The 20,683-nt window shown below is 73.0% G+C and carries 25 protein-coding genes; 10 read left to right on the top strand and 15 right to left on the bottom strand.

Annotated elements, in window-relative coordinates; all coding sequences use genetic code 11:
* Positions 1–8: 8 nt before the first annotated feature.
* From OHL10_RS17160 to OHL10_RS17145, 4 genes are all read right to left on the bottom strand, one after another.
* Complete coding sequence (locus tag OHL10_RS17160) at positions 9–770, bottom strand: 3-hydroxyacyl-CoA dehydrogenase (RefSeq protein ID WP_265523465.1); 762 nt, start codon at positions 768–770, stop codon at positions 9–11.
* Positions 771–839: 69 nt separating this feature from the next.
* Positions 840–1,250, bottom strand: a complete 411-nt coding sequence (locus OHL10_RS17155) for a hypothetical protein (protein ID WP_265523464.1) — start codon at positions 1,248–1,250, stop codon at positions 840–842.
* Positions 1,243–2,952 carry an alpha/beta hydrolase gene (locus OHL10_RS17150; RefSeq protein WP_265523463.1) on the bottom strand — a complete coding sequence of 570 codons (1,710 nt, stop codon included), beginning with the start codon at positions 2,950–2,952 and terminating at the stop codon, positions 1,243–1,245. The genes OHL10_RS17155 and OHL10_RS17150 overlap by 8 nt, the downstream gene beginning before the upstream one ends.
* 133 nt (positions 2,953–3,085) lie before the next feature.
* Positions 3,086–3,796 carry a DUF1345 domain-containing protein gene (locus OHL10_RS17145; protein WP_265523462.1) on the bottom strand — a complete coding sequence of 237 codons (711 nt, stop codon included), beginning with the start codon at positions 3,794–3,796 and terminating at the stop codon, positions 3,086–3,088.
* 66 nt (positions 3,797–3,862) lie between these two features.
* Here OHL10_RS17145 and OHL10_RS17140 point away from each other — a divergent pair, with 66 nt between their 5' ends.
* Entirely contained in the window at positions 3,863–5,464 is a 1,602-nt protein-coding gene (locus OHL10_RS17140) for an ATP-dependent DNA ligase (protein ID WP_265523461.1), read from the top strand.
* On the opposite strand, the gene OHL10_RS17135 is transcribed toward OHL10_RS17140, so the two are convergent.
* The 3 genes from OHL10_RS17135 to OHL10_RS17125 form a co-directional block, all read right to left on the bottom strand.
* On the bottom strand, positions 5,461–5,853 hold the full coding sequence (locus tag OHL10_RS17135) for a DUF7144 family membrane protein (RefSeq protein ID WP_265523460.1): 393 nt from the start codon (positions 5,851–5,853) through the stop codon (positions 5,461–5,463). The two genes, OHL10_RS17140 and OHL10_RS17135, sit on opposite strands and share 4 nt — an antisense overlap.
* Positions 5,854–5,981: 128 nt before the next feature.
* On the bottom strand, positions 5,982–6,560 hold the full coding sequence (locus OHL10_RS17130; RefSeq protein ID WP_265523459.1) for a DUF2231 domain-containing protein: 579 nt from the start codon (positions 6,558–6,560) through the stop codon (positions 5,982–5,984).
* A gap of 101 nt (positions 6,561–6,661) precedes the next feature.
* Positions 6,662–7,294, bottom strand: coding sequence for a LysE family transporter (locus OHL10_RS17125; RefSeq protein WP_265523458.1), 633 nt, complete (start codon positions 7,292–7,294; stop codon positions 6,662–6,664).
* Between the two features lie 71 nt (positions 7,295–7,365).
* On the opposite strand from OHL10_RS17125, the gene OHL10_RS17120 reads away from it, so the two are divergent.
* Positions 7,366–7,803, top strand: coding sequence for an Lrp/AsnC family transcriptional regulator (locus OHL10_RS17120; RefSeq protein WP_265523457.1), 438 nt, complete (start codon positions 7,366–7,368; stop codon positions 7,801–7,803).
* A gap of 27 nt (positions 7,804–7,830) precedes the next feature.
* On the opposite strand, the gene OHL10_RS17115 is transcribed toward OHL10_RS17120, so the two are convergent.
* The 4 genes from OHL10_RS17115 to OHL10_RS17100 form a co-directional block, all read right to left on the bottom strand.
* Positions 7,831–8,298: a hemerythrin domain-containing protein gene (locus OHL10_RS17115; RefSeq protein ID WP_265523456.1), complete on the bottom strand. Its 468-nt coding sequence runs from the start codon at positions 8,296–8,298 to the stop codon at positions 7,831–7,833.
* Between the two features lie 86 nt (positions 8,299–8,384).
* Positions 8,385–8,828, bottom strand: a complete 444-nt coding sequence (locus tag OHL10_RS17110; RefSeq protein ID WP_265523455.1) for a nitroreductase/quinone reductase family protein — start codon at positions 8,826–8,828, stop codon at positions 8,385–8,387.
* Positions 8,829–8,897: 69 nt separating this feature from the next.
* On the bottom strand, positions 8,898–9,563 hold the full coding sequence (locus OHL10_RS17105) for a hypothetical protein (protein ID WP_265523454.1): 666 nt from the start codon (positions 9,561–9,563) through the stop codon (positions 8,898–8,900).
* A gap of 29 nt (positions 9,564–9,592) precedes the next feature.
* Positions 9,593–9,883 (bottom strand): DUF1905 domain-containing protein, encoded by a 291-nt coding sequence (locus OHL10_RS17100; protein WP_265523453.1) that lies wholly within the window; start codon positions 9,881–9,883, stop codon positions 9,593–9,595.
* A 57-nt stretch (positions 9,884–9,940) separates the two neighbouring features.
* Here OHL10_RS17100 and arfB point away from each other — a divergent pair, with 57 nt between their 5' ends.
* A complete protein-coding gene (gene arfB / locus OHL10_RS17095; protein ID WP_265523452.1) occupies positions 9,941–10,396 on the top strand; it encodes an alternative ribosome rescue aminoacyl-tRNA hydrolase ArfB in 456 nt (151 codons plus the stop codon).
* Positions 10,397–10,410: 14 nt separating this feature from the next.
* Here arfB and OHL10_RS17090 read toward each other — a convergent pair whose 3' ends face one another.
* A complete protein-coding gene (locus OHL10_RS17090) occupies positions 10,411–10,836 on the bottom strand; it encodes a PPOX class F420-dependent oxidoreductase (protein WP_265523451.1) in 426 nt (141 codons plus the stop codon).
* Positions 10,837–10,944: 108 nt separating this feature from the next.
* Here OHL10_RS17090 and OHL10_RS17085 point away from each other — a divergent pair, with 108 nt between their 5' ends.
* The 5 genes from OHL10_RS17085 to OHL10_RS17065 all read left to right on the top strand — a co-directional run bounded on the left by OHL10_RS17085 (position 10,945) and on the right by OHL10_RS17065 (position 15,879).
* Positions 10,945–11,643, top strand: coding sequence for a TetR/AcrR family transcriptional regulator (locus OHL10_RS17085; RefSeq protein ID WP_265523450.1), 699 nt, complete (start codon positions 10,945–10,947; stop codon positions 11,641–11,643).
* Complete coding sequence (locus tag OHL10_RS17080; RefSeq protein ID WP_265523449.1) at positions 11,636–14,251, top strand: MMPL family transporter; 2,616 nt, start codon at positions 11,636–11,638, stop codon at positions 14,249–14,251. The genes OHL10_RS17085 and OHL10_RS17080 overlap by 8 nt, the downstream gene beginning before the upstream one ends.
* A 226-nt stretch (positions 14,252–14,477) precedes the next feature.
* Positions 14,478–14,834, top strand: a complete 357-nt coding sequence (locus tag OHL10_RS17075) for a DoxX family protein (protein WP_322645583.1) — start codon at positions 14,478–14,480, stop codon at positions 14,832–14,834.
* Positions 14,835–14,859: 25 nt separating this feature from the next.
* A complete protein-coding gene (locus tag OHL10_RS17070; protein ID WP_265523448.1) occupies positions 14,860–15,222 on the top strand; it encodes a hypothetical protein in 363 nt (120 codons plus the stop codon).
* A 132-nt stretch (positions 15,223–15,354) separates the two neighbouring features.
* Positions 15,355–15,879, top strand: coding sequence for a VOC family protein (locus tag OHL10_RS17065; RefSeq protein WP_265523447.1), 525 nt, complete (start codon positions 15,355–15,357; stop codon positions 15,877–15,879).
* Positions 15,880–15,891: 12 nt separating this feature from the next.
* Here the strand turns inward: OHL10_RS17065 and OHL10_RS17060 are convergent, their stop codons facing one another.
* The 3 genes from OHL10_RS17060 to OHL10_RS17050 form a co-directional block, all read right to left on the bottom strand.
* Complete coding sequence (locus OHL10_RS17060; protein WP_265523446.1) at positions 15,892–16,569, bottom strand: hypothetical protein; 678 nt, start codon at positions 16,567–16,569, stop codon at positions 15,892–15,894.
* A 78-nt stretch (positions 16,570–16,647) separates the two neighbouring features.
* Positions 16,648–17,583: an aldo/keto reductase gene (locus OHL10_RS17055; protein WP_265523445.1), complete on the bottom strand. Its 936-nt coding sequence runs from the start codon at positions 17,581–17,583 to the stop codon at positions 16,648–16,650.
* A gap of 55 nt (positions 17,584–17,638) precedes the next feature.
* Positions 17,639–18,499 (bottom strand): aldo/keto reductase, encoded by an 861-nt coding sequence (locus tag OHL10_RS17050; protein WP_265523444.1) that lies wholly within the window; start codon positions 18,497–18,499, stop codon positions 17,639–17,641.
* Between the two features lie 133 nt (positions 18,500–18,632).
* Between OHL10_RS17050 and OHL10_RS17045 the strand changes: the two genes are divergently transcribed.
* Both OHL10_RS17045 and OHL10_RS17040 read left to right on the top strand, forming a co-directional pair.
* Complete coding sequence (locus tag OHL10_RS17045; RefSeq protein WP_265523443.1) at positions 18,633–19,523, top strand: LysR family transcriptional regulator; 891 nt, start codon at positions 18,633–18,635, stop codon at positions 19,521–19,523.
* A gap of 19 nt (positions 19,524–19,542) precedes the next feature.
* The gene (locus OHL10_RS17040; RefSeq protein WP_265523442.1) at positions 19,543–20,640 is read left to right on the top strand and encodes a CobW family GTP-binding protein; all 1,098 of its coding nucleotides are present in this window, start codon (positions 19,543–19,545) and stop codon (positions 20,638–20,640) included.
* Positions 20,641–20,683: the final 43 nt, after the last annotated feature.

The raw sequence follows: 20,683 nt of genomic DNA, 5'->3' as shown, positions 1-20,683 counted from the left end.
AGCGCCGGTCAGCGCGGCGCCATCCGGATCGCCCCGTCGAGGCGGATCACCTCGCCGTTGAGCATGGGGTTCTCGACGATCGCCCGGACGAGCTGGGCGAACTCCGCGGGGCGTCCGAGGCGGCGCGGGTGCGGGACCTGCGCGGCGAGCGACTCCTGCGCCTCGTCGGGCAGGGACGCCATCATCGGCGTGTGGAAGATCCCGGGCGCGACGGTCATGACCCGGATCTGCAGGCCGGCGAGGTCGCGCGCGAGCGGGAGCGTCATCCCCGCGACCCCCGCCTTCGAGGCCGCGTACGCGGCCTGCCCGACCTGCCCGTCGTACGCCGCGACCGAGGCGGTCGCGACGATCACACCCCGCTCCTCGCCGTCGGGCTCCTGCTCGGCCATGCGCTGCGCCGCGAGCCGGGCGACGTTGAACGTGCCGACGAGATTGACGTCGACCACCCGCGCGAACGCGTCGAGCGCGTGCACCCCCTGCTTGCCGAGCGTGCGCTGCGCGAGCACGATCCCGGCGCAGCTCACCGCGACGTGCAGACCGCCGAGGTCGCCCGCCGCGTCGACGGCGCGGGCGACGTCGGCCTCGCTCGTCACGTCCGTGGGGACGAACCGCACCGCGTCGCCGATCTTCTCGGCCACCGCTGCGCCGTCGGACGTCGGGAGGTCCGCGATCACGACCCGCGCCCCCGCGCGGACCAGCTCCTCCACGCTCGCCCGTCCGAGGCCCGAGGCCCCTCCTGTCACCAGGGCCACCTTGCCGCTGATCTGCACGTCCCACTCCTTCGTCGGCGTCGCTCGCAGCGTAGCCCGCGGCACCACACACGGGCAGGTCGGGGCGTGCTACCGCTGGGAGACGGCGACGACACCCCGTCGGCGCGCTCGGCGGACGGTCACCACCACGAGGCCGACGAGCCCGAGCCCGCAGCCCACGAGCGAGACCACGGTGCTGCTCGTGCTGATCGGCCGCAAGGTCCGCACCTCGCTCCCGTCCGGCAGGTCCCACCGGCACTCGACGCGCGCCGGGAAGTACGCGAACGTGCCGTCCACCCGGTCGACGTAGGCGTCGAAGCCCGGCGGCGCGTCGTCACCCATCACGCAGGCGAGCGCACCGTCGCCGCCGTAGCGGTACTTCTCGGTCGCCACGGGTGCGAGCGCGGCGAGCAGCCCGAGCAGGAGCGCCAGGACTGCGACGAGGGCGAGGGCGCCGTCGCCTCGTGGTGCCGGTGAGGGGACCTGGTGCCCGTCAACCAAGAGGCCCCGACTGCCACACGAGGCGGCCGACGTCGTCGCGCAGCTGCGCTCGCTCGTCGCTCTCGGCGGCACGCAGCGCGGGACCGAACGGCACGAGGTCCTGCTCGCACGTCGCCTCGGTGGGCGCCTCGCCGTCGACGAGGTACCGGGCGATCGCGGCGTCGGCGCACACGCTCGCGCCGAGGGTCGTGTGGCCCCAGCCCTCGACGGTCAGCACCCGCGCGTCGGGGTAGTGGGCCGCGTACGGCTCGGTGAAGGAGTAGGGCGTCGCCGGGTCGAACCGGGTGCCGATCACGAGCACCGGCTCCTGCGTCGTCTGCTCCCACGGTCCGGTGTAGGCATCGGTGTCGCGCACGAGGACCGGCGCGCACTGCGCACCGACCCAGGCGCGCATCCGTCCGAAGTGCGGGTACAGCTCGTCCTGCGCGTCCGCGTGCGCGGGGTACTGCCACGAGCGCAGCGGGTTGTGCGTGTCCATGCACATGCTCGCGAGCGCCCCGCCGATCGACGGGTAGTCCTCGGCCAGGCCCAGGCGGCGCAGGAGGTCGCCGACGATCGGCAGGTCGCCGCCCTGCGCGCGCATGCTCGGCCCGGAGACGCCGGTGAGGACCGCGAGCTCGGCGAACGCCAGGGCGAGGTCCTGCCAGCCGGCCGTGTTGTAGAGCGACTGGAAGGCGAGCCCGACGACGTCGCCGTAGGTGATCCGCACCGTCTCGTCCTCGCTGATCGGCACCTCCACCGGCGACTCCCGCAGCGCGGCATACACGTCCTCGACGACGTCGGCCGGGTCGCCGAGCGCTGCGAGAGCGCACCCTTCCGAGCCGGCCTCGGCGCACAGACGCGTGAACTCGTCGAACGTCTCCGTCGCACCGGCGCCCTGCCGGGTCCGGGTGCCGATCGAGTCGCTCGAACCCTTGCCCGACCACTCGACCGGGTCGATCGTGCCGTCGAGGACGAGTGCCCGGACCCGGTCCGGGAAGAGCGCCGAGTACGTCGCCCCGAGGATCGTGCCGTAGGAGTATCCGACGTACGTCAGCTCCTCGTCGCCGAGCGCCTGGCGCAGCAGGTCCATGTCGCGGGCCACGTTCGCGGTCGACGACGTCGCGAGCCGGTCCCCCGAGATGAGCTGGCACCCCGCGGCGATCGTCGCGAACCCGGCGATCGTGCGCCGCTCCTCGCCCGACGTCAGCGGGATCGCGGGCAAGGACATCAGCAGCGCGTTCTCCCGCTCCGCGTCCCGGAAGCACGTCACCGGGTCGGACTGCCCGACGCCGCGCGGGTCGAAGCCGACCACGTCGAAGTTCTCGCGCACCTCCGGGTCGAACATGACCTCGCCCACCAGGTGCAGCGTCTCGACACCCGGGCCGCCCGGGCCGCCGAAGTTCACCAGCACGCTGCCCGTGGGCTCGCCCGTGCCCGTCGCGGGCAGCCGGGTGAGGGCGATCGTCGTCGTGCGTCCCTGGGGGCGGTCGTAGTCGGACGGCACCTCGACGTCGGCGCACTCGTACGCCTCCAGGCCCTCGCCGTCGCACGCCACCCAGGCGATCTCCGGGACGGGCGCGTCGACCTGGTGCGCGGTAGGTGCTGTGGGTGCCGTCGTGGGCGCGGTGGGTGGAGAGGCACCGGCAGCGGCGGGGATCCCGCCGACGAGTAGGGCCGCGACGGTGGCGGCGGAGAGGACTCGGGCGCGTGGGGTCGTCATCGATCCAGTCATCCCTCACGACCTTGCCCGACGTCGCGCGGTCGCGCCACCCTAGGCTCGAAACGATGAGCCGAGCCGCAGCGACCCTGGGCCAGGAGCGCCGGGCGACGGCCGCGGTGTGATCGAGCGGTGCTCAGGTCAGTAGTCCGCCGAAGAGGAGCGAGACCATCATCGCGACGATGACGGAGTTGAACGTGAAGGCGAAGAGGACGTTGACGCGGACGAGTGTCCACGCACGACGCGAGCGGATGGTCGCCGACACCGTCGCGGCCATCGTCGACACCAGCACGGCGAGGGTGAGGTAGTCCGTGAACCGCCTGTCACCCTCGACGTTCACCTCGATGCTCGGGCCGGACTCGGAACGGTCCGTCGCGAGTCGCAGGTACTCGAGCGCGAACGAGTAGACCATGAGCGCCCACGAGCTCGCGACCGTCAGCAGACCGAGGAGGGTGTAGATCCAGTTGTCGCGGAAGGCCGGATCCTGTGCGACGACGATCGTCAGGGCCACGGCGACGACGGCGCCGGTCAACGCCCAGCTCGTCGCTCCGCCGTAGCCGAAGAACTTGATCCACCGCCGTCGCAAGGACTGCCGCTCGCGCTGAGCGGCGGCATCCAGCTCCCGCGGGCCCTGCCGGGCGTACACGACGTGCGTCCACACCAGGTACGTCCCCACGAACGTCGGCCACGCAGCGAGGTAGAACACCATGAAGATGGTCGTGGTGCCGATCGCGTCGGGGTCGGGGCTCCGGCTCAGGTACAGGATGGCGGCCCCGGCGCCCACGGCGCCGCAGATGAGCGAGCTCCAGTTCGCTCGCGCGAGGTCGCTCACGTAGCGCGTCGCCATGCGACCAGTTCTACCAGCCCGGACGGGTCGGCGAGCGGCGCGCACGGTGCGGCGTGAGGATGGAGCATGCTCCTCGCCGAGGTCACCGCGACGTCCGACGCCGTCGCCGCCACCCGTTCCCGGCTCGCCAAGCGTGCCGCGATCGCGGACCTGCTGCGCCGCGCCGCGACGTCGGGCACGGACCCCGGGTCGGACGTCGAGATCGCCGTCGCCTACCTCGCCGGGGCGCTGCGCCAGCGCCGCACGGGCCTCGGCTGGGCGTCGCTGCGCGGGCTGCCGCCGCCCGCGGACGACGCGACCCTCACGGTCGCCCACGTCGACGCCGCGTTCGAGCACATGGCCGCGCTGTCCGGACCCGGGTCGGACTCCGCCCGCGGAGCCGCAGCAGCCACGCTGTTCGGAGCCGCCACCGAGCGTGAGCAGGCGTTCCTGCGCGGGCTCGTCGCCGGCGAGCTGCGGCAGGGTGCGCTCGACGCCGTCGTCGTCGACGCGGTGGCCGAGGCGGTCGGGGTCCCCGCCGACGGCGTCCGACGGGCCGTGATGCTGCGCGGCGCGACCGGTCCCGTGGCCCGGACCGTGCTCCTCGCCGACGACCCGCTCGCGGCGCTCGCGACGTTCACGCTCGAGGTCGGGCGACCGGTGCGCCCGATGCTCGCGCAGTCCGCGCCGGACGTCGCCGCCGCGTTCGACAAGCTCGGCGTCGGCACGACGGGAGGCGCGGAAGGAGAGGTGACCGGCGTCGAGGTCGCGATCGACGTCAAGCTCGACGGCATCCGCATCCAGGTGCACCGGCGCGGCGACGACGTGCACGTCTACACCCGTTCGCTCGACGACATCACGTCGCGCGTCCCCGAGATCGTCGAGGCCGTGCGCCGCCTGCCCGGCGACGACCTCGTGCTCGACGGCGAGGCGCTCGTCGTCGGGCCCGACGGCGTCCCGCGCCCCTTCCAGGAGACGGCCTCCCGCTCGGCGACCCGGGACGCCCCCGCCTCCGACGCCGAGCTCGCGGAGAGTCTCGAGCTCACCCCGTTCTTCTTCGACGTCCTGCACGCGGACGGCACGGACCTGCTCGACGAGCCGCTCGTCCGACGCCTGGAGGTGCTCGACGCCGTCACGGAGCACAGCGCGGTCCGTCGCCTCGTGACGTCCGGCGCCACCGAGGCGGCCGACTTCTTCGCCGACGCCGTCGCGCAGGGCCAGGAGGGCGTCGTCGTGAAGGCCTTGGACGCCCCGTACGCGGCCGGGCGCCGCGGCGCGGGCTGGGTCAAGGTCAAGCCCCGGCACACGCTCGACCTCGTCGTGCTCGCCGTCGAGCAGGGGTCGGGGCGACGCAGCGGGTGGTTGTCGAACATCCACCTCGGCGCGCGCGACCCCGACGGCGGGTTCGTCATGCTCGGCAAGACGTTCAAGGGCATGACCGACGAGATGCTGGCCTGGCAGACGCAGCGGTTCACCGAGCTCGCGACGTCACGCGACGGGTACGTCGTGCACGTGCGACCCGAGCAGGTCGTCGAGATCGCGTTCGACGGCCTGCAACGCTCCACCCGCTACCCCGGCGGCCTGGCCCTGCGCTTCGCGCGCGTGCTGCGCTACCGCGACGACAAGTCCGCCGCCGAGGCCGACACCATCGAGACCGTCCGCACGCTGGGCGGCGTCCAGACGATCTAGGGAACGACGTCTCGGCCGTGCGCGGTGAGCGCCCAGATGACGAGGACGTCGATGGCGATGATCACGAGGCCCCACACGGGGTAGTAGGGCAGCCACGCGAAGTTCACGATCGCGCTCGCCCCGGCCACGAGCACGCCGATGGTGCGTGCCCACACCGCGCCCCGGAAGACGGCGAACCCGGCGAACGCGACGAGGATGCCCAGGAGCAGGTGGATCCAGCCCCACGTGGTGACGTCGAACGAGAAGACCCACTCCTCGCCCACGACGTAGAAGGTGTCGTTGAAGAGGGCGACCAAGCCCTGGATCGCGTGCAGGACGCCGATGACGACCATCATCGTCCCGGCGAACACGATCGCTCCGACTGCCACCTCGCTGCGGTTCTCGCTCATGACCGTTCCCCTCGACGACGGGTCAGACCGGACGTGATCGACGCTAGGCGCGTCGCCACGTGCGGGGCATCACGCAGACCGCGTGAACTCCGCGCCGACCTCCCTCACGAGTGCCGTCCCGGGGGCGCTCACGGCGAGTCTGCGGGAGCGTCCTCCACGGCGAGGCCGGCCGGGGGCTCGCGCAGCGCGTGGGCGAGGTGGCCGCCGAGGAACGCTCCGGTTCCTCCGATCGCGAGACCGAGCGTGGATGCCGCCATGCCCGCACCCCGGCGCCCCTTGCGTCTCAGCAACCACGACGCCCCGTACAGGGCGGTGGCCACGCCGTTGAGCGACGCATGGGCAGCGCCGACGCGCCGCCCCTTGCCGTCGACGGCGAGGTAGTCGGCGAGCCCGGTCAGCACGGTGGGGACCGTGGCGAGGACGCCGAGCCCGACGAGCCGGCGGGCCGCGAGGGCCCCCTGGTCACCGGCGGTGAGGTCGAGCACCGCGGCGCTCGTCCACAGCCCCACGGGGAGGTCCGTGAGCGCCGCGTGCGCGGCGTGCCCGATCGAGCGCCCGTGCAGCTCGGCCCGCACGCGGCCTGACGAGGGGACGACGGCGTCGGCGACCCGGCGGATCCTCGCGGCGTGCGGGTCCAGCCCGGCGGCGTCCTCGACCCCGCGTGCCAGACGGCGGAGGATCGGTACGGAACGCAGTGCGGGGGTCATGTCGTGCTCCTCTCGACCCAGGTACGCCCCGCCGCTCGGAGCGTGCTCGACGGTAGGCACCACGACCGGGCACTCGCGAGCCAGGGACGCCTCGCGCCGCGCTACCCGAGCAGTCCGGCGCCGATCATCGACACACCGAGGACACCGACGACGCCGTTGCCGACCAGCGAGGTCACCGCGTGCAGCCGTGGGCCCGCTCTCCCGTGCAGGAACGCACCGGCGACGACGAGCAGCAGCTGCCAGCCCAAGGAGGCGAGCCCGACCCCGACGACGAAGGCCGCTGCGGCCTCGGCGGACGTCGTGATGCTGGACAGCCCGGTGACGATCGCGGCGAAGTAGACCAGCGTCGCGGGGTTGATCGCGGTCAGGCCGAAGAACAGGGCGTATCGACGCCACGACGACCCGCGGCCGGCGGTGGTCTCGCGCGCCGCGCCGGGTGCCGTGCGCCGGGAGCGCACCAGGCCGACCGCGGCGATCGCGACGAGCGCCGCGCCGCCCACCACCTGCGGCCACGGCCCCCATGTCGCGACCACCGGCGCAGCGGCGGACCCACCGAGGACGGCAGCGACGCAGTAGAGCAGGTCGACGCTCGCCACCGCGACGGCCGCGGGTGCTCCCCCAGCTCGACCACGGGACGCTCCCTCCTGGACGAGCAGCACCCCGATGGCCCCGAGCGGCACGGCGACGCCGAGCCCGGCGACGAGGCCTGCGACGAGAACGGGGAGGTGCTCCACACGTGCCAATGTCACCACCCTTCACAGCGCAGACCGCCGTATCGCACCGTTACCGTGGGACGATTCACCACATGGACGACCTCGACGAGCAGATTCTCGGCATCCTCCGGGACGACGGCCGCGCTTCGTTCAGTGCGATCGGGCGACAGGTCGGGCTGAGCACGAACGCCACCGTCGCGCGGGTGCGCCGGCTGGAGCGCAGCGGCGTGATCCTCGGCTACCGGGCCGTGCTGGGCTCCGACCGCCCGGACCCTGCGGCCGGGCTGGAAGCGTTCATCGACGTCCGGCTCCACCCCGACCGCGACTCGGAGGCGTTCCTCACCTGGGCCGTCGCCGAGCCCCAGATCACGGACGCCGTGCACGTCACCGGACCGTACGACTATCTGCTGCGGGTCCGCGCCCGCGACACCGCGGCGCTCGACCACCTGCTCCGACGGCTCAAGAAGGAGGCAGGCACCGCGCAGACCCAGACCCGGCTGGCCCTGCGCGGGGCGTCTACCGCCCCCTGAGCGTGCAGCGCACGCGCGCTGCCGCGCTCACGCCAGGGGGCCGAACAGCTCCTGCCGGTCGAGCTCGGGTCGGTGCACACCGTCGAGGACGGCGACCAGCTCCTTCTCCTCGTACCGGAAGTGGTTCTCCATCACGGCGTCGATCCCGTCGAGGTGCCCGAGCACCGTGTCCCGGCCCGCCCCGGACGTGACGGCGTGCTCGAGCGCACCGACCAGGTGGTCGATCATGCTGTGGTCCTGCTTCAGCCGGTCGACGACCGGTGCCAGGTCGGGGCGCTCGTCGAGCACCAGGGCGAAGAGGCTGCGGTCCTCTCCCCGGTGGTGGCCCGTGAGCGCGGCACAGAACCCGCGGCAGTAGAGCAGGAGGTCCCGCGACGGCTGCGCGGCGGAGGCGGCGTCCTCGACGGTCTCGCGCGCGAGGTCGAGCGCGGCGCGCAAGCGCCGGTGCACGGCCCGCAGCTCCGCACCCCACGCCACCACGCGCTCGTCCGACATGCCGCGAGCCTAGCGGCCACCCCGCGACGTCGGGCCGTACCGTGCCACGACGTCGCCCCCGCGCACGACGGACGAGCTGTTCGGCGCTACGCGGCGGCAGCCTCGCGCGGCTCGAGGAGGACCAGGGGGATCTCGCGCGTGGTGCGGGTCTGGTACTTCCCGTACAGCGGCCAGTCCTCGACGACCCGCGGCCAGAGGTCCTCGCGCTCCTGCGGCGAGGCCGCTCGCGCGGACATCGCCCGGCGCTCGCCGCCCGAGACGGCGACCAGCACCTCCGGGTTGTCCCGCAGGTTCAGGTACCAGGCGGGGTGCACGTCGTCACCACCGCGGGACGCGACGACGACGAGCGTGTCCCCCAGCACGAGCGGCGCCGTGAGCATGACCGAGCGCTGCTGGCCCGACCTCCGCCCGACGGTCGTCAGCTCGAGCGCGGGCATCGTGCCGACGCGCGCACCGACCCGCCCGCCCGTGACCTTCATCAGTGCACGGTGCACGACGTTCATCGTCTTCAGCGTGAGGTCGCTCGGCATGCTGCTCCTGGGTCGGTCGGCGTCGGGTGCTTCACGGTAGGCGCACGACGCCGGGGTCGCGAGGTGCGCTCACCAGTGAGCGGGCGCGGTCTCGATCGTCTTGTCGCGGGTGAGCGCGTCGACGAGGGCGCGGGACCCGGCGACGACGGTCCGGTCGGCCTCGGTGTCCGTCACGAGCACCCACGCGTGGTCGTCAGGCCACAGGAGGCTCGGCGTCTCCGGGGAGTGCCGCCCGACCGCGTCCAGCCACGGGGCGTCGTCGACCCACCGCGGGTCGACGAAACGCTTCGCCCCGGCGCGGAAGAGGATGTAGTCGCCGCCGGGCGGCAGTCGGAACCGCGGTCCGGCGGCGACCTCCGGTGGCAGGATCCCGGGGTCCGGCGCCGGCTCGCCGCGGCGGCGCCACCGCTCGCTCAGCCCCCCGGCGATCCCCGCGAAGAAGCCCACCCGGCCGGGGTCGACCAGGGGCGCGCGGCCGGACGCCGAGACGAGGCCGCCCCAGCCCTCCCAGATCGCCGCCACACCGTCCTGCGGGGTGGACGTGTGCGCGGCGAGGTGCCGGGCCACGCCCGCGAGCAGCTCGACGTCGAGACGTCCGCGCTCGCGGGTTCCGTCCTCGTCCGCCGGGTGGAGCGCCGCGACCGCCGCGTCGAAGCCGCGCGGCACGGGCCACACGTCCTCGAACGGCCCCGCGAGCCAGGCCCCGCGCCCGACGTCGGGCTCCCAGGTCATCATCGGCCGCTCCACATCATCGGACCTCCGCATCATCGGACGCTCACCGTCAGGCGGACGGTCACCGTGTCGCCGTCGTCGATCTGCTCGGACCGACGCACCCGCGCCTTCAGCGGGACGACGTAGAGGTCGTCGCGCGGGAACAGCGAGGTCTCCCACTCGGTCGACCCGATGCGCGCGACGACGGGGATCATCCCCCACCCGTAGGTGACCGACGACGCGACGTCGTGCAGCCGGGCGCTCTCGTCCGGTGGCACCGTGACGAAGTAGAACGGGGCGGGACCTCGCCAGTACCAGATCTCTCCGCTGAGCTCGAGCTCCATCGGCCCAGCATCTCGCACGCGCCCCCGCGCCAGCCAGCCGTGGGGCACGATGGTCGTGTGCCTTCCCCGACCCGCTCCGGCCTGCCGGTGACGCCTGCGCTGACGATCCCGCAGGCCGAGCTGACCTGGCGCTTCTCCCGCTCGTCGGGCCCGGGCGGGCAGGGCGTCAACACGACCGACTCCCGGGTGGAGCTCTCGTGGGACGTGACCGGGTCCGCCGTCCTCACTGCGACCCAGCGCGCCCGGCTCACGGAGCGCCTCGGTCCCCGCCTGGTCGACGGCGTCCTCACGGTCGCCGCGTCGGAGCACCGCGAACAGCTCCGCAACCGGGCCGCGGCGTCCCGGCGGCTCGTCTCGCTCGTCGCCGAGGGCATCGCCCCGCCGGCGAAGGGCCGCCGCGCCACCCGCCCGACGCGCGGCTCCCAGGAGCGCCGTCTGGCCGCGAAGAAGCAGCGCGGTCAGACCAAGCAGCTGCGCGGCGGCCCTCGCTCCACGCGTCGCGACGACGGCTGAGAGCCGCCTGACGGTCAGGTCGAGGCCTGGTCGCTGTCCTTCGCCGCGCCCCACCCGTGCCACCGGTCGACGGTGATCCACGCGTTCACGCGTGGTCGCGAGCGCTCGGGGTACGACCGCCCGGTGTAGTGCTGCGAGAGGCGGTCGATGCCGACGAGGTCGTCGTCGCCGCGCAGCTCGGTGGCGCGGCCGATGACGGTGACGTGCGTGTACCAGTCGTCGCCCGCGAGCGCGGTGAGCGTCACCCGGGGGTCGCGGCGCAGGTGCCCCAGGCGCACGCGCTGCGCGTCGAGGTTGACGAGGACGCGACCGTCGTCCTCCCACAGGTACCAGGTGGCGGCGGAGACGGGGGTGCCGTCGGAGCGCAGGGTGGCCATGACGGCCGGGTTGGGGCGGCGGAGCAGCTCGATGGTGTCGGGCGGCAGCGGCGGTCGGGACATGAGGCCTCCTCGGTGGTCCGGTCTCGACCGTACGGCAGGAGGCGGAGCGGCACCTCGGCAACCGACCGGAGGTTGCACTCAGTGCATCCGTGCACCTAGTGTAAGTAAGTGCCCGAGCCCTCCCCCGATCGCCGTGCGGCCCTCCGGTCGCGCTACCGCAACGCCATCGTCACGGCGGCGGCGGCGCTCATGGACGAGCGGGACGGCGCCCACTTCACGGTCGACGAGCTCGCCGATCGGGCCGACGTCTCACGGCGCACCGTGTTCAACCACTTCGCGTCGGTCGACGACGTCGTGACCGCGGTGTGCAGCGACCGGCTCGGTGCGGTGGTCGACGCGCTGGAGAGTGCGACGAGCGCCTCGGTCGCCGCGAGCACGGCCGACGACGACGCGTCGTCCGCGATGTTCGAGGAGGTCGCCGACGCGCTCCGGTCCACCGACCTCGTCGCCCCGATGTCGTACCTCACGCGAGTGCTCGGTGCGGAGGGCTCCGCGCCGTCCGCGCACCAGGCCGTGCTGCTGCTGCACTCGTTCACCCTGCTGAGCGAGCGTCTGGCCGCGGCGATGCTGCGCCGCCACCCCGGCGCCGACGAGCTGACCGTCCACCTCCTCGTCGGAGGCCTGGTGAGCGGTCTGATCGTCATCCACCGCCACTGGTGGGCACTGACCGGCGGAGGCGACGACCCTGCGTCGCGCCGCACCTGGGACCAGCTCCTGGAGCAGCTCCTGGAGACCTCACGCCACGGCCACGGGTCAGCCCGCACCACTCCACCGACCCGCCCTCGTCCGAAGGACCCCCATGGCTGAGCTCCTCTACCGCGTCGGGCGCGCCGCCGCGCGCCGCGCCCGTACCGTCGTCGCCGCATGGTTCGCACTCCTCGTCGCCGTCGGCGTCGCGTTCGCGCTGGGCGGCGGCACGCTCGCCAACAGCTTCTCCATCCCGGACACCCCGACGGCGGAGATCACCGAGCAGCTCGCCACCGAGTTCCCCGCGGCATCGGGCGGTACCGGCACCGTCGTGCTGCAGACCGACGACGGCTCCGCGTTCACCGAGGAACAGCAGACCGCGCTGGGCGAGGTCATCGAGGCGGCCTCCGGCGTCGACGGCGTCGAGGCCGTGATCAACCCGTTCGCGACCGAGGCCGACCGTGCGGAGCAGCAGGCCCAGCTCGAGAGCGGGCGCGCGCAGATCGACGACGGCGCCGCCCAGATCGAGGCCGGCCGCACCGAGATCGACGACGCCCGGGCAGAGCTCGAGGCTGGGCAGGTGGCCCTCGACGAGGCCCGCGCCCAGGCGGAGGCGGCCGGGCTGCTCGCCCAGGCGGAGGCCGAACTGGACGCCCAGCAGACGCGGATCGACCAGGGCCTGGCCACGCTCGAGGAGCAGTCCACCGCGCTCGAGACGCAGACGGCCGAGCTCGAGCGGCGTGGCGCGCAGCTCGAGCAGGGCACGGCCCTGCTCGACATGGCGGCAGAGATCCGCACCGTGTCCGAGGACGGCGGCGCCGCGGTCGCCCCGGTCTCGTTCACCGACGCCCAGATGGACATCACCCAGGAGACCAAGGACGCCGTCGTCGCGGCCTTCGAGGAGCGTCCCGTCGAGGGTGTGCAGGTCGACTTCTCCTCGGACATCGCGGCCGGGGTGCCCGACCTGCTCGGCGTCGGCGAGATCGTCGGCGTCGCGGTCGCCGCGATCGTGCTCCTCGTGATGCTCGGCACGCTGATCGGTGCCGGCCTGCCGATCCTCACGGCGTTCATCGGCGTCGGCATCGGCGCGCTCGGGGCCATGTCGCTGTCCGGCGTGGTGGACATGGCGTCCGTGACGCCCATGCTCGGGCTGATGCTCGGCCTCGCCGTCGGGATCGACTACTCCCTGTTCATCGTCAACCGCCACCGGCGGCAGCTCAAGGAGGGCTACGGCGTCCAGGAGTCGATCGCGCTCGCGAACGGCACCTCGGGCAACGCCGTGGTGTTCGCCGGAGCGACCGTGCTCATCGCCCTGCTCGCCCTCAACGTCACCGGGATCCCGTTCCTCGGGCTCATGGGCACGGTCGGCGCGATGTGCGTCGCCATCGCCGTGCTCGTCGCGATCACCCTCACCCCGGCCCTCCTGAGCCTCGTGGGCGAGCGCATCCTCAGCCGCAAGGAACGGGCCGCGCTCGCCGCGACGCACCCTGCGCCGTCGGGCCGGACCGACGCCGCCCCGGACGCCGCACCTGCGGGGACCGCACCGGCCACCCCGGCGTTGCGACCCCTGTCGACCGGGCGGGCCGTGGGTCGCGTGCTCATCGGCGTCGTCGGGCTGCTCGTCATCGCGATCCCCGCCCTCGACCTGCGGCTCAACCTCCCGGACGGCTCCACCGAGTCGCACGACTCCACCCAGTACCGGGCGTACGACACGATCGCCACCGAGTTCGGGGAGGGTGTCAACGGCGCGCTCCTCGTGGTCGCGGAGGTCCCCGTGGCGTCCGGGGACGAGGACGTGCTCGCTACCCAGGTCGACGTCGCGCAGGCCCTGTTCGCGCAGGACGACGTGGTCGCCGTCGCACCGATCGGGAGCTCCGAGGACGGGTCGCTCGCCGCGTTCCAGGTGATCCCGGCCGAGGGACCCACGAGCGAGTCCACCGAGGAGCTCGTCCACTCGCTGCGCGGACTCTCACCCCTCGACGGCGACCAGGGCACCTACCCGATCGGTGTCGCCGGTGCCGCGAGCGGCAACATCGACATCTCGGAGAAGCTGGCCGGCGCGCTGCCGTTCTACCTCGCCGTGGTCGTCGGGCTGTCGCTCATCATCCTCATCCTGGTCTTCCGGTCGATCTTCGTGCCCGTCATCGCGACCCTCGGCTTCATCCTGTCCTACTTCGCGGCGCTCGGCGGCGTCGTCGCGATCTACCAGTGGGGCTGGCTCTCCGGCGTCTTCGGCGTCGAGAGCCCCGGCCCGGTCCTGAACTTCCTGCCCACGATCCTCGTCGGCATCCTGTTCGGGCTCGCCATGGACTACATGCTGTTCCTCGGCACCGGCATGCGGGAGGCGTACGCCCACGGCACCCCGGCGCGCCTCGCCGTCGTGCAGGGCCTGCGAGCCGGCCGGGCCGTCGTGACCGCCGCCGCGATCATCATGATCTCCGTCTTCGGCGGTTTCGTCTTCTCGCACAGCGCGATGATCCGCCCCATCGGGTTCGCGCTCGCGTTCGGCGTCCTCGTCGACGCGTTCGTCGTCCGGATGCTGCTCGTCCCCGCCCTCATGCACCTCGCGGGTGACAAGGCGTGGTGGCTGCCGCGGTGGCTCGACCGCATCCTGCCCGACGTCGACGTCGAAGGGTCCGCCCTCGAACGACGTCACCCGCACACCGACACGGCGGGCACGGCAGGCGAATCGTCCGACCGGGCGACGGTTGATCCCGCGAAGATCTGACGAGACAGGGCGAAAGGCCCGAAACGACCCTGTCTGATACCGTCGCAATCGTTGACTCTTCAACTATTGCCGTCCGACAGCGCCTCCCGGAGGATCATCCGATGCCCACGAGCTCTGCCACCTCGTCGACCACCCAGACCACTCGCGCGCACAGCGTGCTCGTCTCCACCACCCGTCGGCCACCGCCGCAGGGCTTCTCGTCCTGCGGGTCGTGCTCGCGATCGTGATGATCGCGCACGGCGCCCAGAAGGTCTTCACGTTCACGCTGAGCGGGACGGGCGCCGCGTTCGGCGACATGGGCATCCCGGCCGCCGGCGTGGCCGGTCCGGCGGTGGCACTCTTCGAGCTCGTCGGCGGCGTCGCCCTGCTGCTCGGCCTCGGCACGCGCGTCGTCGCGGCGCTCTACGCCGTCACCATGCTCGGCGCGCTGTTCCTCGTCCACCTCTCGGCCGGGTTCTTCGCGGGCGACGGCGGGTACGAGCTCGTCCTCGTCCTCGCAGCCGCCGCCGCGGCCCTGGCGCTCACCGGGCCCGGCGTGTGGTCGGTCGACGCGTGGGCCACCCGCCGGTCCACCCGGCGCTGAGCTCACGATCGGGCATGATCGGGTCATGAGACCCGGAGCCCTCGACCGACGGGAGCGAGCGCGCCGTGGCGCGCTCGCTCTCTCCATGCCGCTGGCCCTTCTCGTCACGCTCACCGCGTGCGGCGGCCCGATCCCGGGCGGGGAGCCCACCGTCGTCGGGGTGGTCGCGGACGGGCCCGCGCTCGCGGAGCCCTCGGACGAGTACTTCGAGGGCATGTCACTGCTGACCGAGGACACCGTCGTCGTCGGGCCTGACGACGAGAGCCTGCCCCGGGACGCCCTCGTCACCGGTGCGCGGGTCGAGGTCTGGACCGGCGAGGCGTGCGCCGAGTCCTACCCCGTGCAGTGTGACGTACTCGTCGTGCGCGTCCTCGAGACGACCGACTAGCGCCGTCGGCCGCGGGTCAGGGATCGCGGCTTCCTCGGAACCCGCACGCGGTGCAGAGTCTAGGACAGCATCTGACCTCTACCCTCTCTATCGTCGTCGATGACAGCGAGAAGCAGCCCGAGAGGAATCGTCATGACCGCACTGCAGAACAGTGCCCCTGCCGGCTACACCAGCATCGCCCCGTGGGCCGTCACCGACGACACAGGTGCCTTCCTCGACTTCGTGGCCGAGGTGTTCGACGGCGAGGAGGTGGCCCGCGTCATGACCGAGGACGGCTCCGTCGGGCACGGCGAGATCCGGGTCGGCGACACCGTCGTGCTGGCGTTCGACCGCCGCCCGGAGTGGCCCGTCATGCCCAGCCTGCTACGCGTGTTCGTGCCGGACGCGGACGAGACCTTCGCCAAGGCGTCGGCGGCCGGAGCCGACGTGGTGACCGAGCTGGGAGACAGCGCGTTCGGGCAGAGAGGTGGGCGCGTCAAGGACCCGTTCGGCAATATCTGGTGGGTCGTCAGCCACGTCGAGGACGTGCCCGAGGACCTCATGTGGCAGCGGATGCAGGACCCGGTCTACATCGAGCAGATGCGGGTCGCGCAGGCGACGCTCGACGCGGAGCTGAGCGGCCGGGCAGAGGGTCGCAGCAGCGTACCGGTGCGCTGAGCAGGACTCCGCTCAGTTGTGGGTGTCGTGGATCAGCTCGGTGTCGAGGAAGTAGTCGGAGAGCTGCCACAGCAGGACGGTGCCGTAGCCGACGCCCTCGGTGCTGGCCATCGGTTCCCACTCACAGCTCTCGTGGCTGACGAACGCCACTGCGTGCTCGCCGCCGGTGGTCGCGCGCAGGGGGTCGAAGAGGATCCAGTTCTGGCCCGAGCCGAACGCCTCCTGCAGGTCCGCAGGCGACAGACCCGCGGCACCGAGGCGGGCGAGGAACTCCTCGTTGTCGCCCTCCTCGAGCGCGTCGTGCTCCCAGACCCCGACGCTGTCGGGCAGTCCGTCCGCGCCCAGGCCGGGGTGGCCGAGCGGCCCCCCACCGTAGGACTCCCACGAGATCCCGTTGTGCGTGCGCGCGACGTCGACGTAGCTTGCCGGGACCCCCGGAGCGGGCCTGCCGACGAACGGCGGCCCGCAGCGGACGTCGTGCGGCTCGCCGACCCACCCCAGGACGGCGTGCGCCGAGCCGTCGTCCGCGACCTCGAAGCTCCGCACCGTCGCGGCCAGCCCGCGCAGGAGCCCGCGGTCGTCCTCCCCCGCGCACAGGAAGGCGAAGTGCTCGACGAACGCGGCTCCCGGTCCGCCGCCTGCCGGGGGTCCGGTCGTGGGATCGTCCGCAGGCGCGGGGGTGGTGGGCATCGTCGTCCTCCTCGATCGTGGGTCACGTACAGGTGACCGCACGCCGAGAGTACAGGTGGCCTCCGACATCCCCGCAGGTCAGGGAACCGTGTACCCGGCGGCGCGGCTCAGCTCGTACCACTCGGCCCGGGTCAGGAGGATCTCGGAGCCCTGCGCGGCACCGGCCACCCGCTCCGGGCTCGTCGTGCCGAGCACGACCTGCATCCGCGCCGGGTGCCGGGTGATCCACGCCGTCGCGATGGCGATCGCGGGGACGTCGTAGGCGGCCGCGAGCCGGTCGATCACCGCGTTGAGCTCCGGGAACCGCGGCGAGCCGAGGAAGACCCCGTCGAAGAACCCTGCCTGGAAAGGCGACCAGGCCTGGACGGTGATGTCGTTCAGGCGGCAGTAGTCGAGCAGGCCGCCGCCGTCGCGGACCACGGACTGGTCCAGCGCCTGCATGTTCGCGGCGACGCCCTGGGTCACGAGCGGCGCATGCGTCACGGACAGCTGGAGCTGGTTCACGACGATCGGCTGCTGCACGTGCTTGCGCAGCAGGTCGATCTGGCGCGGGGTGTGGTTCGAGACGCCGAACGCCCGGACCTTGCCCGCCGCGGCGAGCTCGTCGAACGCGCGGGCGACCTCCTCGGGCTCGACGAGGGCGTCGGGCCGGTGCAGCAGGAGGATGTCGATGTAGTCGGTCCGCAGCGCCTCGAGCGACCCGTGCACCGACTCGATGATGTGCTCGTACGAGAAGTCGAAGTACGGGCCCTCGCGCACGATCCCGCACTTGGTCTGGATGACGGTCGCCTCGCGCTCGGCGGGCGTGAGGTCCAGCGCCTCGGCGAACCGGCGCTCGCACCCGTGCAGGTCGCTGCCGTACACGTCGGCGTGGTCGACGAACGAGATGCCGGCGTCACGGGCGGTGCGCACGAGCGTACGGACCTCCTCGTCCGACTTCTCCTGGATGCGCATGAGGCCGAGGACGACGTTGGGGACGGTGATGTCCGTCCCGGGAAGGGTGAAGGTCTTCACGAGTGCTCCTGTGGACTGGTGGGATGGGTGCCGGCCGGACGGGTCGTCGGCAGGCTCACGCGGCGGAGAGGCGGGCGACCTCGTCCGCGCTCAGGTGGAGGTCGACGGCACGCGCCGAGTCCTGGATGCTCGCCGGGCGCGAGGCGCCGGGGATGGGGACGACGACGGGCGCGAGCGCGAGCTCCCACGCGAGCGTCACCTGGTAGACGCTCACCCCGTGGGCGTCGGCGACCTCCCGGAAGGCGGCGTGCCGCGCGCCGAGCTCCCCGGCGTTCGCGATGCCGCCGAGCGGGCTCCACGGGAGGAACGCGATCCCGAGCTGCGCACAGTGCTCGAGCTCGCCCTGGCTCGAGCGGAAGCGCGGCGAGAACTGGTTCTGCACGGAGACGAGCCGCCCGTCGAGGACCTCGTTCGCGAGGTCGATCTGCGCGACGTCGGCGTTCGAGATCCCGGCCATCCGGATCACGCCCTCGTCGAGGAGCTCGCCCAGCGCGCCGACGGAGTCGGCGTAGGGCACCTCGGGGTCCGGGCGGTGGAACTGGTAGAGGCCGATGGCGTCGACGCCGAGCCGCAGGGCCGACGCCTTGGCGGCCTGCTTGAGGTACGTCGGGTCGCCGTTGCGGGTCCAGGTGCCGTCGCCGGGCCGCAGGTGGCCGCCCTTCGTGGCGACGAGGACGTCGGAGGTGTCGCCGCCGAAGGACCCCAGCGCCCGGGCGATGAGCTCCTCGTTGTGCCCGACCTCGCCCCCGTCGCGGTGGTAGGCGTCCGCGGTGTCGATGAGGGTCACGCCGGCGTCGAGCGCGGCGTGGATCGTCGCGACGGAGCGCTCGGCGTCGGGGCGTCCCTCGATCGACAGGGGCATCCCGCCGAGGCCGATCGCGCCGACCTGCTGGTCGCCGAGAGTGCGGTGCTGCATAGGAGCTTCCTCGCTTCGTGATCGGGAGAGGTCGTGCCCGGCTCGGGCACGACCCGTCGTCCACGAGGGTAGGAACCCGTAACCTAGAAGTCCAACAACTAGTGGTTCTTCGATTCATGACCAGGAGCGATGAATGGACCTGCGCCAGATGGAGTACCTCGTCGCCCTGGCGGACGAGGAGCAGTTCACCCGCGCCGCCGCAGTGACGGGCGTGTCCCAGTCCGGCCTCTCGGCGGCGGTCCGCAGCCTCGAGAACGAGCTCGGCACCGTGCTCTTCACCCGCACGACGCGCCGGGTCCGGCCGACGGACGCCGGCCTGGCGCTGCTGCCGCACGCCCGGTCCATGCTCGCGCAGGCCGCGGCAGCGCGCGACGCCGTCGTCCAGGCGACCCGCGAGCTCTCCGGCGCCCTGCGGGTCGGGTCGGAGCAGTGCCTCGGGGTGCTCGACGTCTCGGCCCTCCTCGAGCGCTTCCACCGGCGCTACCCGCAGGTGGAGATCCACTTCGTCCAGGCCGGCTCGCACGAGCTGCTCACCCAGGTGCGCGACGGCGACCTCGACGTCGCCTTCGTCGCCACCACCGACCACCTGGGTTCGCTCTCCCAGCGGACGCTGGGCAGCGAGCCGCTGGTCCTGCTGTGCCCGCCGGAGCACCCGCTCGCGAGCCGGTCGCGCCTGGAGTGGCAGGACCTGGCCGGGGAGGACTTCATCGACTTCCACGACTCGTGGGGCGTGCGGCCGCTCAACGACGCCGCGTGCGACGTCCACGGTGTGCGCCGGCGCGTCCGGTTCACCGTGAACGACGTCCACACGCTGCTCGACCTCGTGGACCGCAGGCTCGGGATCGCCCTCGTCCCGCGGCACGTCGCCGCGAAGCCGCAGGCCGCGCGCCTCGTCCAGGTCGCGGTCCCCGAGGACCGGGCGCCGCACTGGGTGGTGTCGGTCGTGACCGGCCCGTGGGACCGGTCCGCCTCCCCCGCGCCGCAGCTGCTCGAGCTCCTCGAGGACGCCGCCGCCTGCAGATGAGAAGCACTATCATCGACCGATGGCTCGCCCCACCACGCCGCGCACCGTCCCGGTGGTGGTCGTCGCCGGCTTTCTCGGCGCGGGGAAGACGACACTGGTCAACCATCTCCTCGCGAGCGCCGGGGACTCGCGGATCGCGGTCATCGTCAACGACTTCGGTCGGACGGGCATCGACCCGCTGCTGATCACCGGCGGCGCCGAGTCGATCGAGAGCTCCACGGGCGGCTGCCTGTGCTGCGCGGCCGAGGACGACGAGCTCCCCGCGATGCTCGACCGGCTCACGGGACCGACCGCCCACGTGGACGTCGTCGTGCTCGAGGCCAGCGGCCTGGCGGACCCGGCCACCCTCGCCCGGCGCGTCGCGATCCACCCCGGCGCGCACGTGGCGGCGCTCGTCCAGGTCGTCGACGCGTCCGAGGCCCTCACCACCTTCGACCGGCATCCCGAGGTGGCCAGGCGGCTCGCGACGGCGGACGTCGTGGTGCTGAACAAGGCGGACGCGGCGGCGGGGACGATCGACCAGGTCGAGGGCCGCTGCCGCGCGCTCCACCCCGACGCACCGCTGGTGCGCACGATCGAGGGGCGCGTGGACCCGCTCCTCCTGCTCGACGCGCCACCCCGCCGGCGCGGACCCTGGCAGCCGACGCTCGGCGTCGCGGCCGCGTGGACCGACGACCGTGGTGACGACGAGGCTCACGGTGGCGACGAGGCTCATGGGCGGGACGACGAGGGCGTGGACCACGGCCCGCACGTGCACGGGCAGTACGACTCGCTCGAGCTCGTGAGCGACGTCCCGCTGCACCCGGGGCGAGTCGCGGCCCTCTTCGACGACCGGCCGGCCGGGATGTTCCGCGCCAAGGGCGTCCTGCGGCTCGCCACGCCCGAGGGTGACGACCTCGTCGTCGCGCACGTGGTCGGCCGGCAGGTCCGCTTCAGCCGTACCCGACGGGCACCCGAGGGCCGGACGAGCCGGCTCGTGTGCATCGGAGCAGGCATGGACCTGCCTCGCCTGCGGGCACGGCTCGACGACTGCGCCGTCAGGCCCGGGGAGCCGGTCGCCGCGGCGGACGTCGCCGCGGTCCACCGTCACCTCGTCGGCGATGCCGCGCACGCGTAGCGACGGAGAGGCATCTGAGAACCATCATCAAGACATAGTAATA

Source organism: Oerskovia flava (assembly GCF_026163685.1).
Lineage (GTDB): Bacteria > Actinomycetota > Actinomycetes > Actinomycetales > Cellulomonadaceae > Oerskovia_A > Oerskovia_A flava.
This window is presented reverse-complemented; position numbering and strand designations above follow the sequence as displayed.

Bases quoted from the DNA above. Each gene is read 5' to 3' on its own strand.
- OHL10_RS17150 (WP_265523463.1), bottom strand. From the start codon at position 2,952: ATGACGACCCCACGCGCCCGAGTCCTCTCCGCCGCCACCGTCGCGGCC.
- OHL10_RS17145 (WP_265523462.1), bottom strand. From the start codon at position 3,796: ATGGCGACGCGCTACGTGAGCGACCTCGCGCGAGCGAACTGGAGCTCG.
- OHL10_RS17140 (WP_265523461.1), top strand. From the start codon at position 3,863: ATGCTCCTCGCCGAGGTCACCGCGACGTCCGACGCCGTCGCCGCCACC.
- OHL10_RS17135 (WP_265523460.1), bottom strand. From the start codon at position 5,853: ATGAGCGAGAACCGCAGCGAGGTGGCAGTCGGAGCGATCGTGTTCGCC.
- OHL10_RS17130 (WP_265523459.1), bottom strand. From the start codon at position 6,560: ATGACCCCCGCACTGCGTTCCGTACCGATCCTCCGCCGTCTGGCACGC.
- OHL10_RS17120 (WP_265523457.1), top strand. From the start codon at position 7,366: ATGGACGACCTCGACGAGCAGATTCTCGGCATCCTCCGGGACGACGGC.
- OHL10_RS17115 (WP_265523456.1), bottom strand. From the start codon at position 8,298: ATGTCGGACGAGCGCGTGGTGGCGTGGGGTGCGGAGCTGCGGGCCGTG.
- OHL10_RS17110 (WP_265523455.1), bottom strand. From the start codon at position 8,828: ATGCCGAGCGACCTCACGCTGAAGACGATGAACGTCGTGCACCGTGCA.
- OHL10_RS17105 (WP_265523454.1), bottom strand. From the start codon at position 9,563: ATGATGACCTGGGAGCCCGACGTCGGGCGCGGGGCCTGGCTCGCGGGG.
- OHL10_RS17100 (WP_265523453.1), bottom strand. From the start codon at position 9,883: ATGGAGCTCGAGCTCAGCGGAGAGATCTGGTACTGGCGAGGTCCCGCC.
- OHL10_RS17090 (WP_265523451.1), bottom strand. From the start codon at position 10,836: ATGTCCCGACCGCCGCTGCCGCCCGACACCATCGAGCTGCTCCGCCGC.
- OHL10_RS17080 (WP_265523449.1), top strand. From the start codon at position 11,636: ATGGCTGAGCTCCTCTACCGCGTCGGGCGCGCCGCCGCGCGCCGCGCC.
- OHL10_RS17075 (WP_322645583.1), top strand. From the start codon at position 14,478: ATGATCGCGCACGGCGCCCAGAAGGTCTTCACGTTCACGCTGAGCGGG.
- OHL10_RS17070 (WP_265523448.1), top strand. From the start codon at position 14,860: ATGAGACCCGGAGCCCTCGACCGACGGGAGCGAGCGCGCCGTGGCGCG.
- OHL10_RS17065 (WP_265523447.1), top strand. From the start codon at position 15,355: ATGACCGCACTGCAGAACAGTGCCCCTGCCGGCTACACCAGCATCGCC.
- OHL10_RS17060 (WP_265523446.1), bottom strand. From the start codon at position 16,569: ATGCCCACCACCCCCGCGCCTGCGGACGATCCCACGACCGGACCCCCG.
- OHL10_RS17050 (WP_265523444.1), bottom strand. From the start codon at position 18,499: ATGCAGCACCGCACTCTCGGCGACCAGCAGGTCGGCGCGATCGGCCTC.
- OHL10_RS17045 (WP_265523443.1), top strand. From the start codon at position 18,633: ATGGACCTGCGCCAGATGGAGTACCTCGTCGCCCTGGCGGACGAGGAG.
- OHL10_RS17040 (WP_265523442.1), top strand. From the start codon at position 19,543: ATGGCTCGCCCCACCACGCCGCGCACCGTCCCGGTGGTGGTCGTCGCC.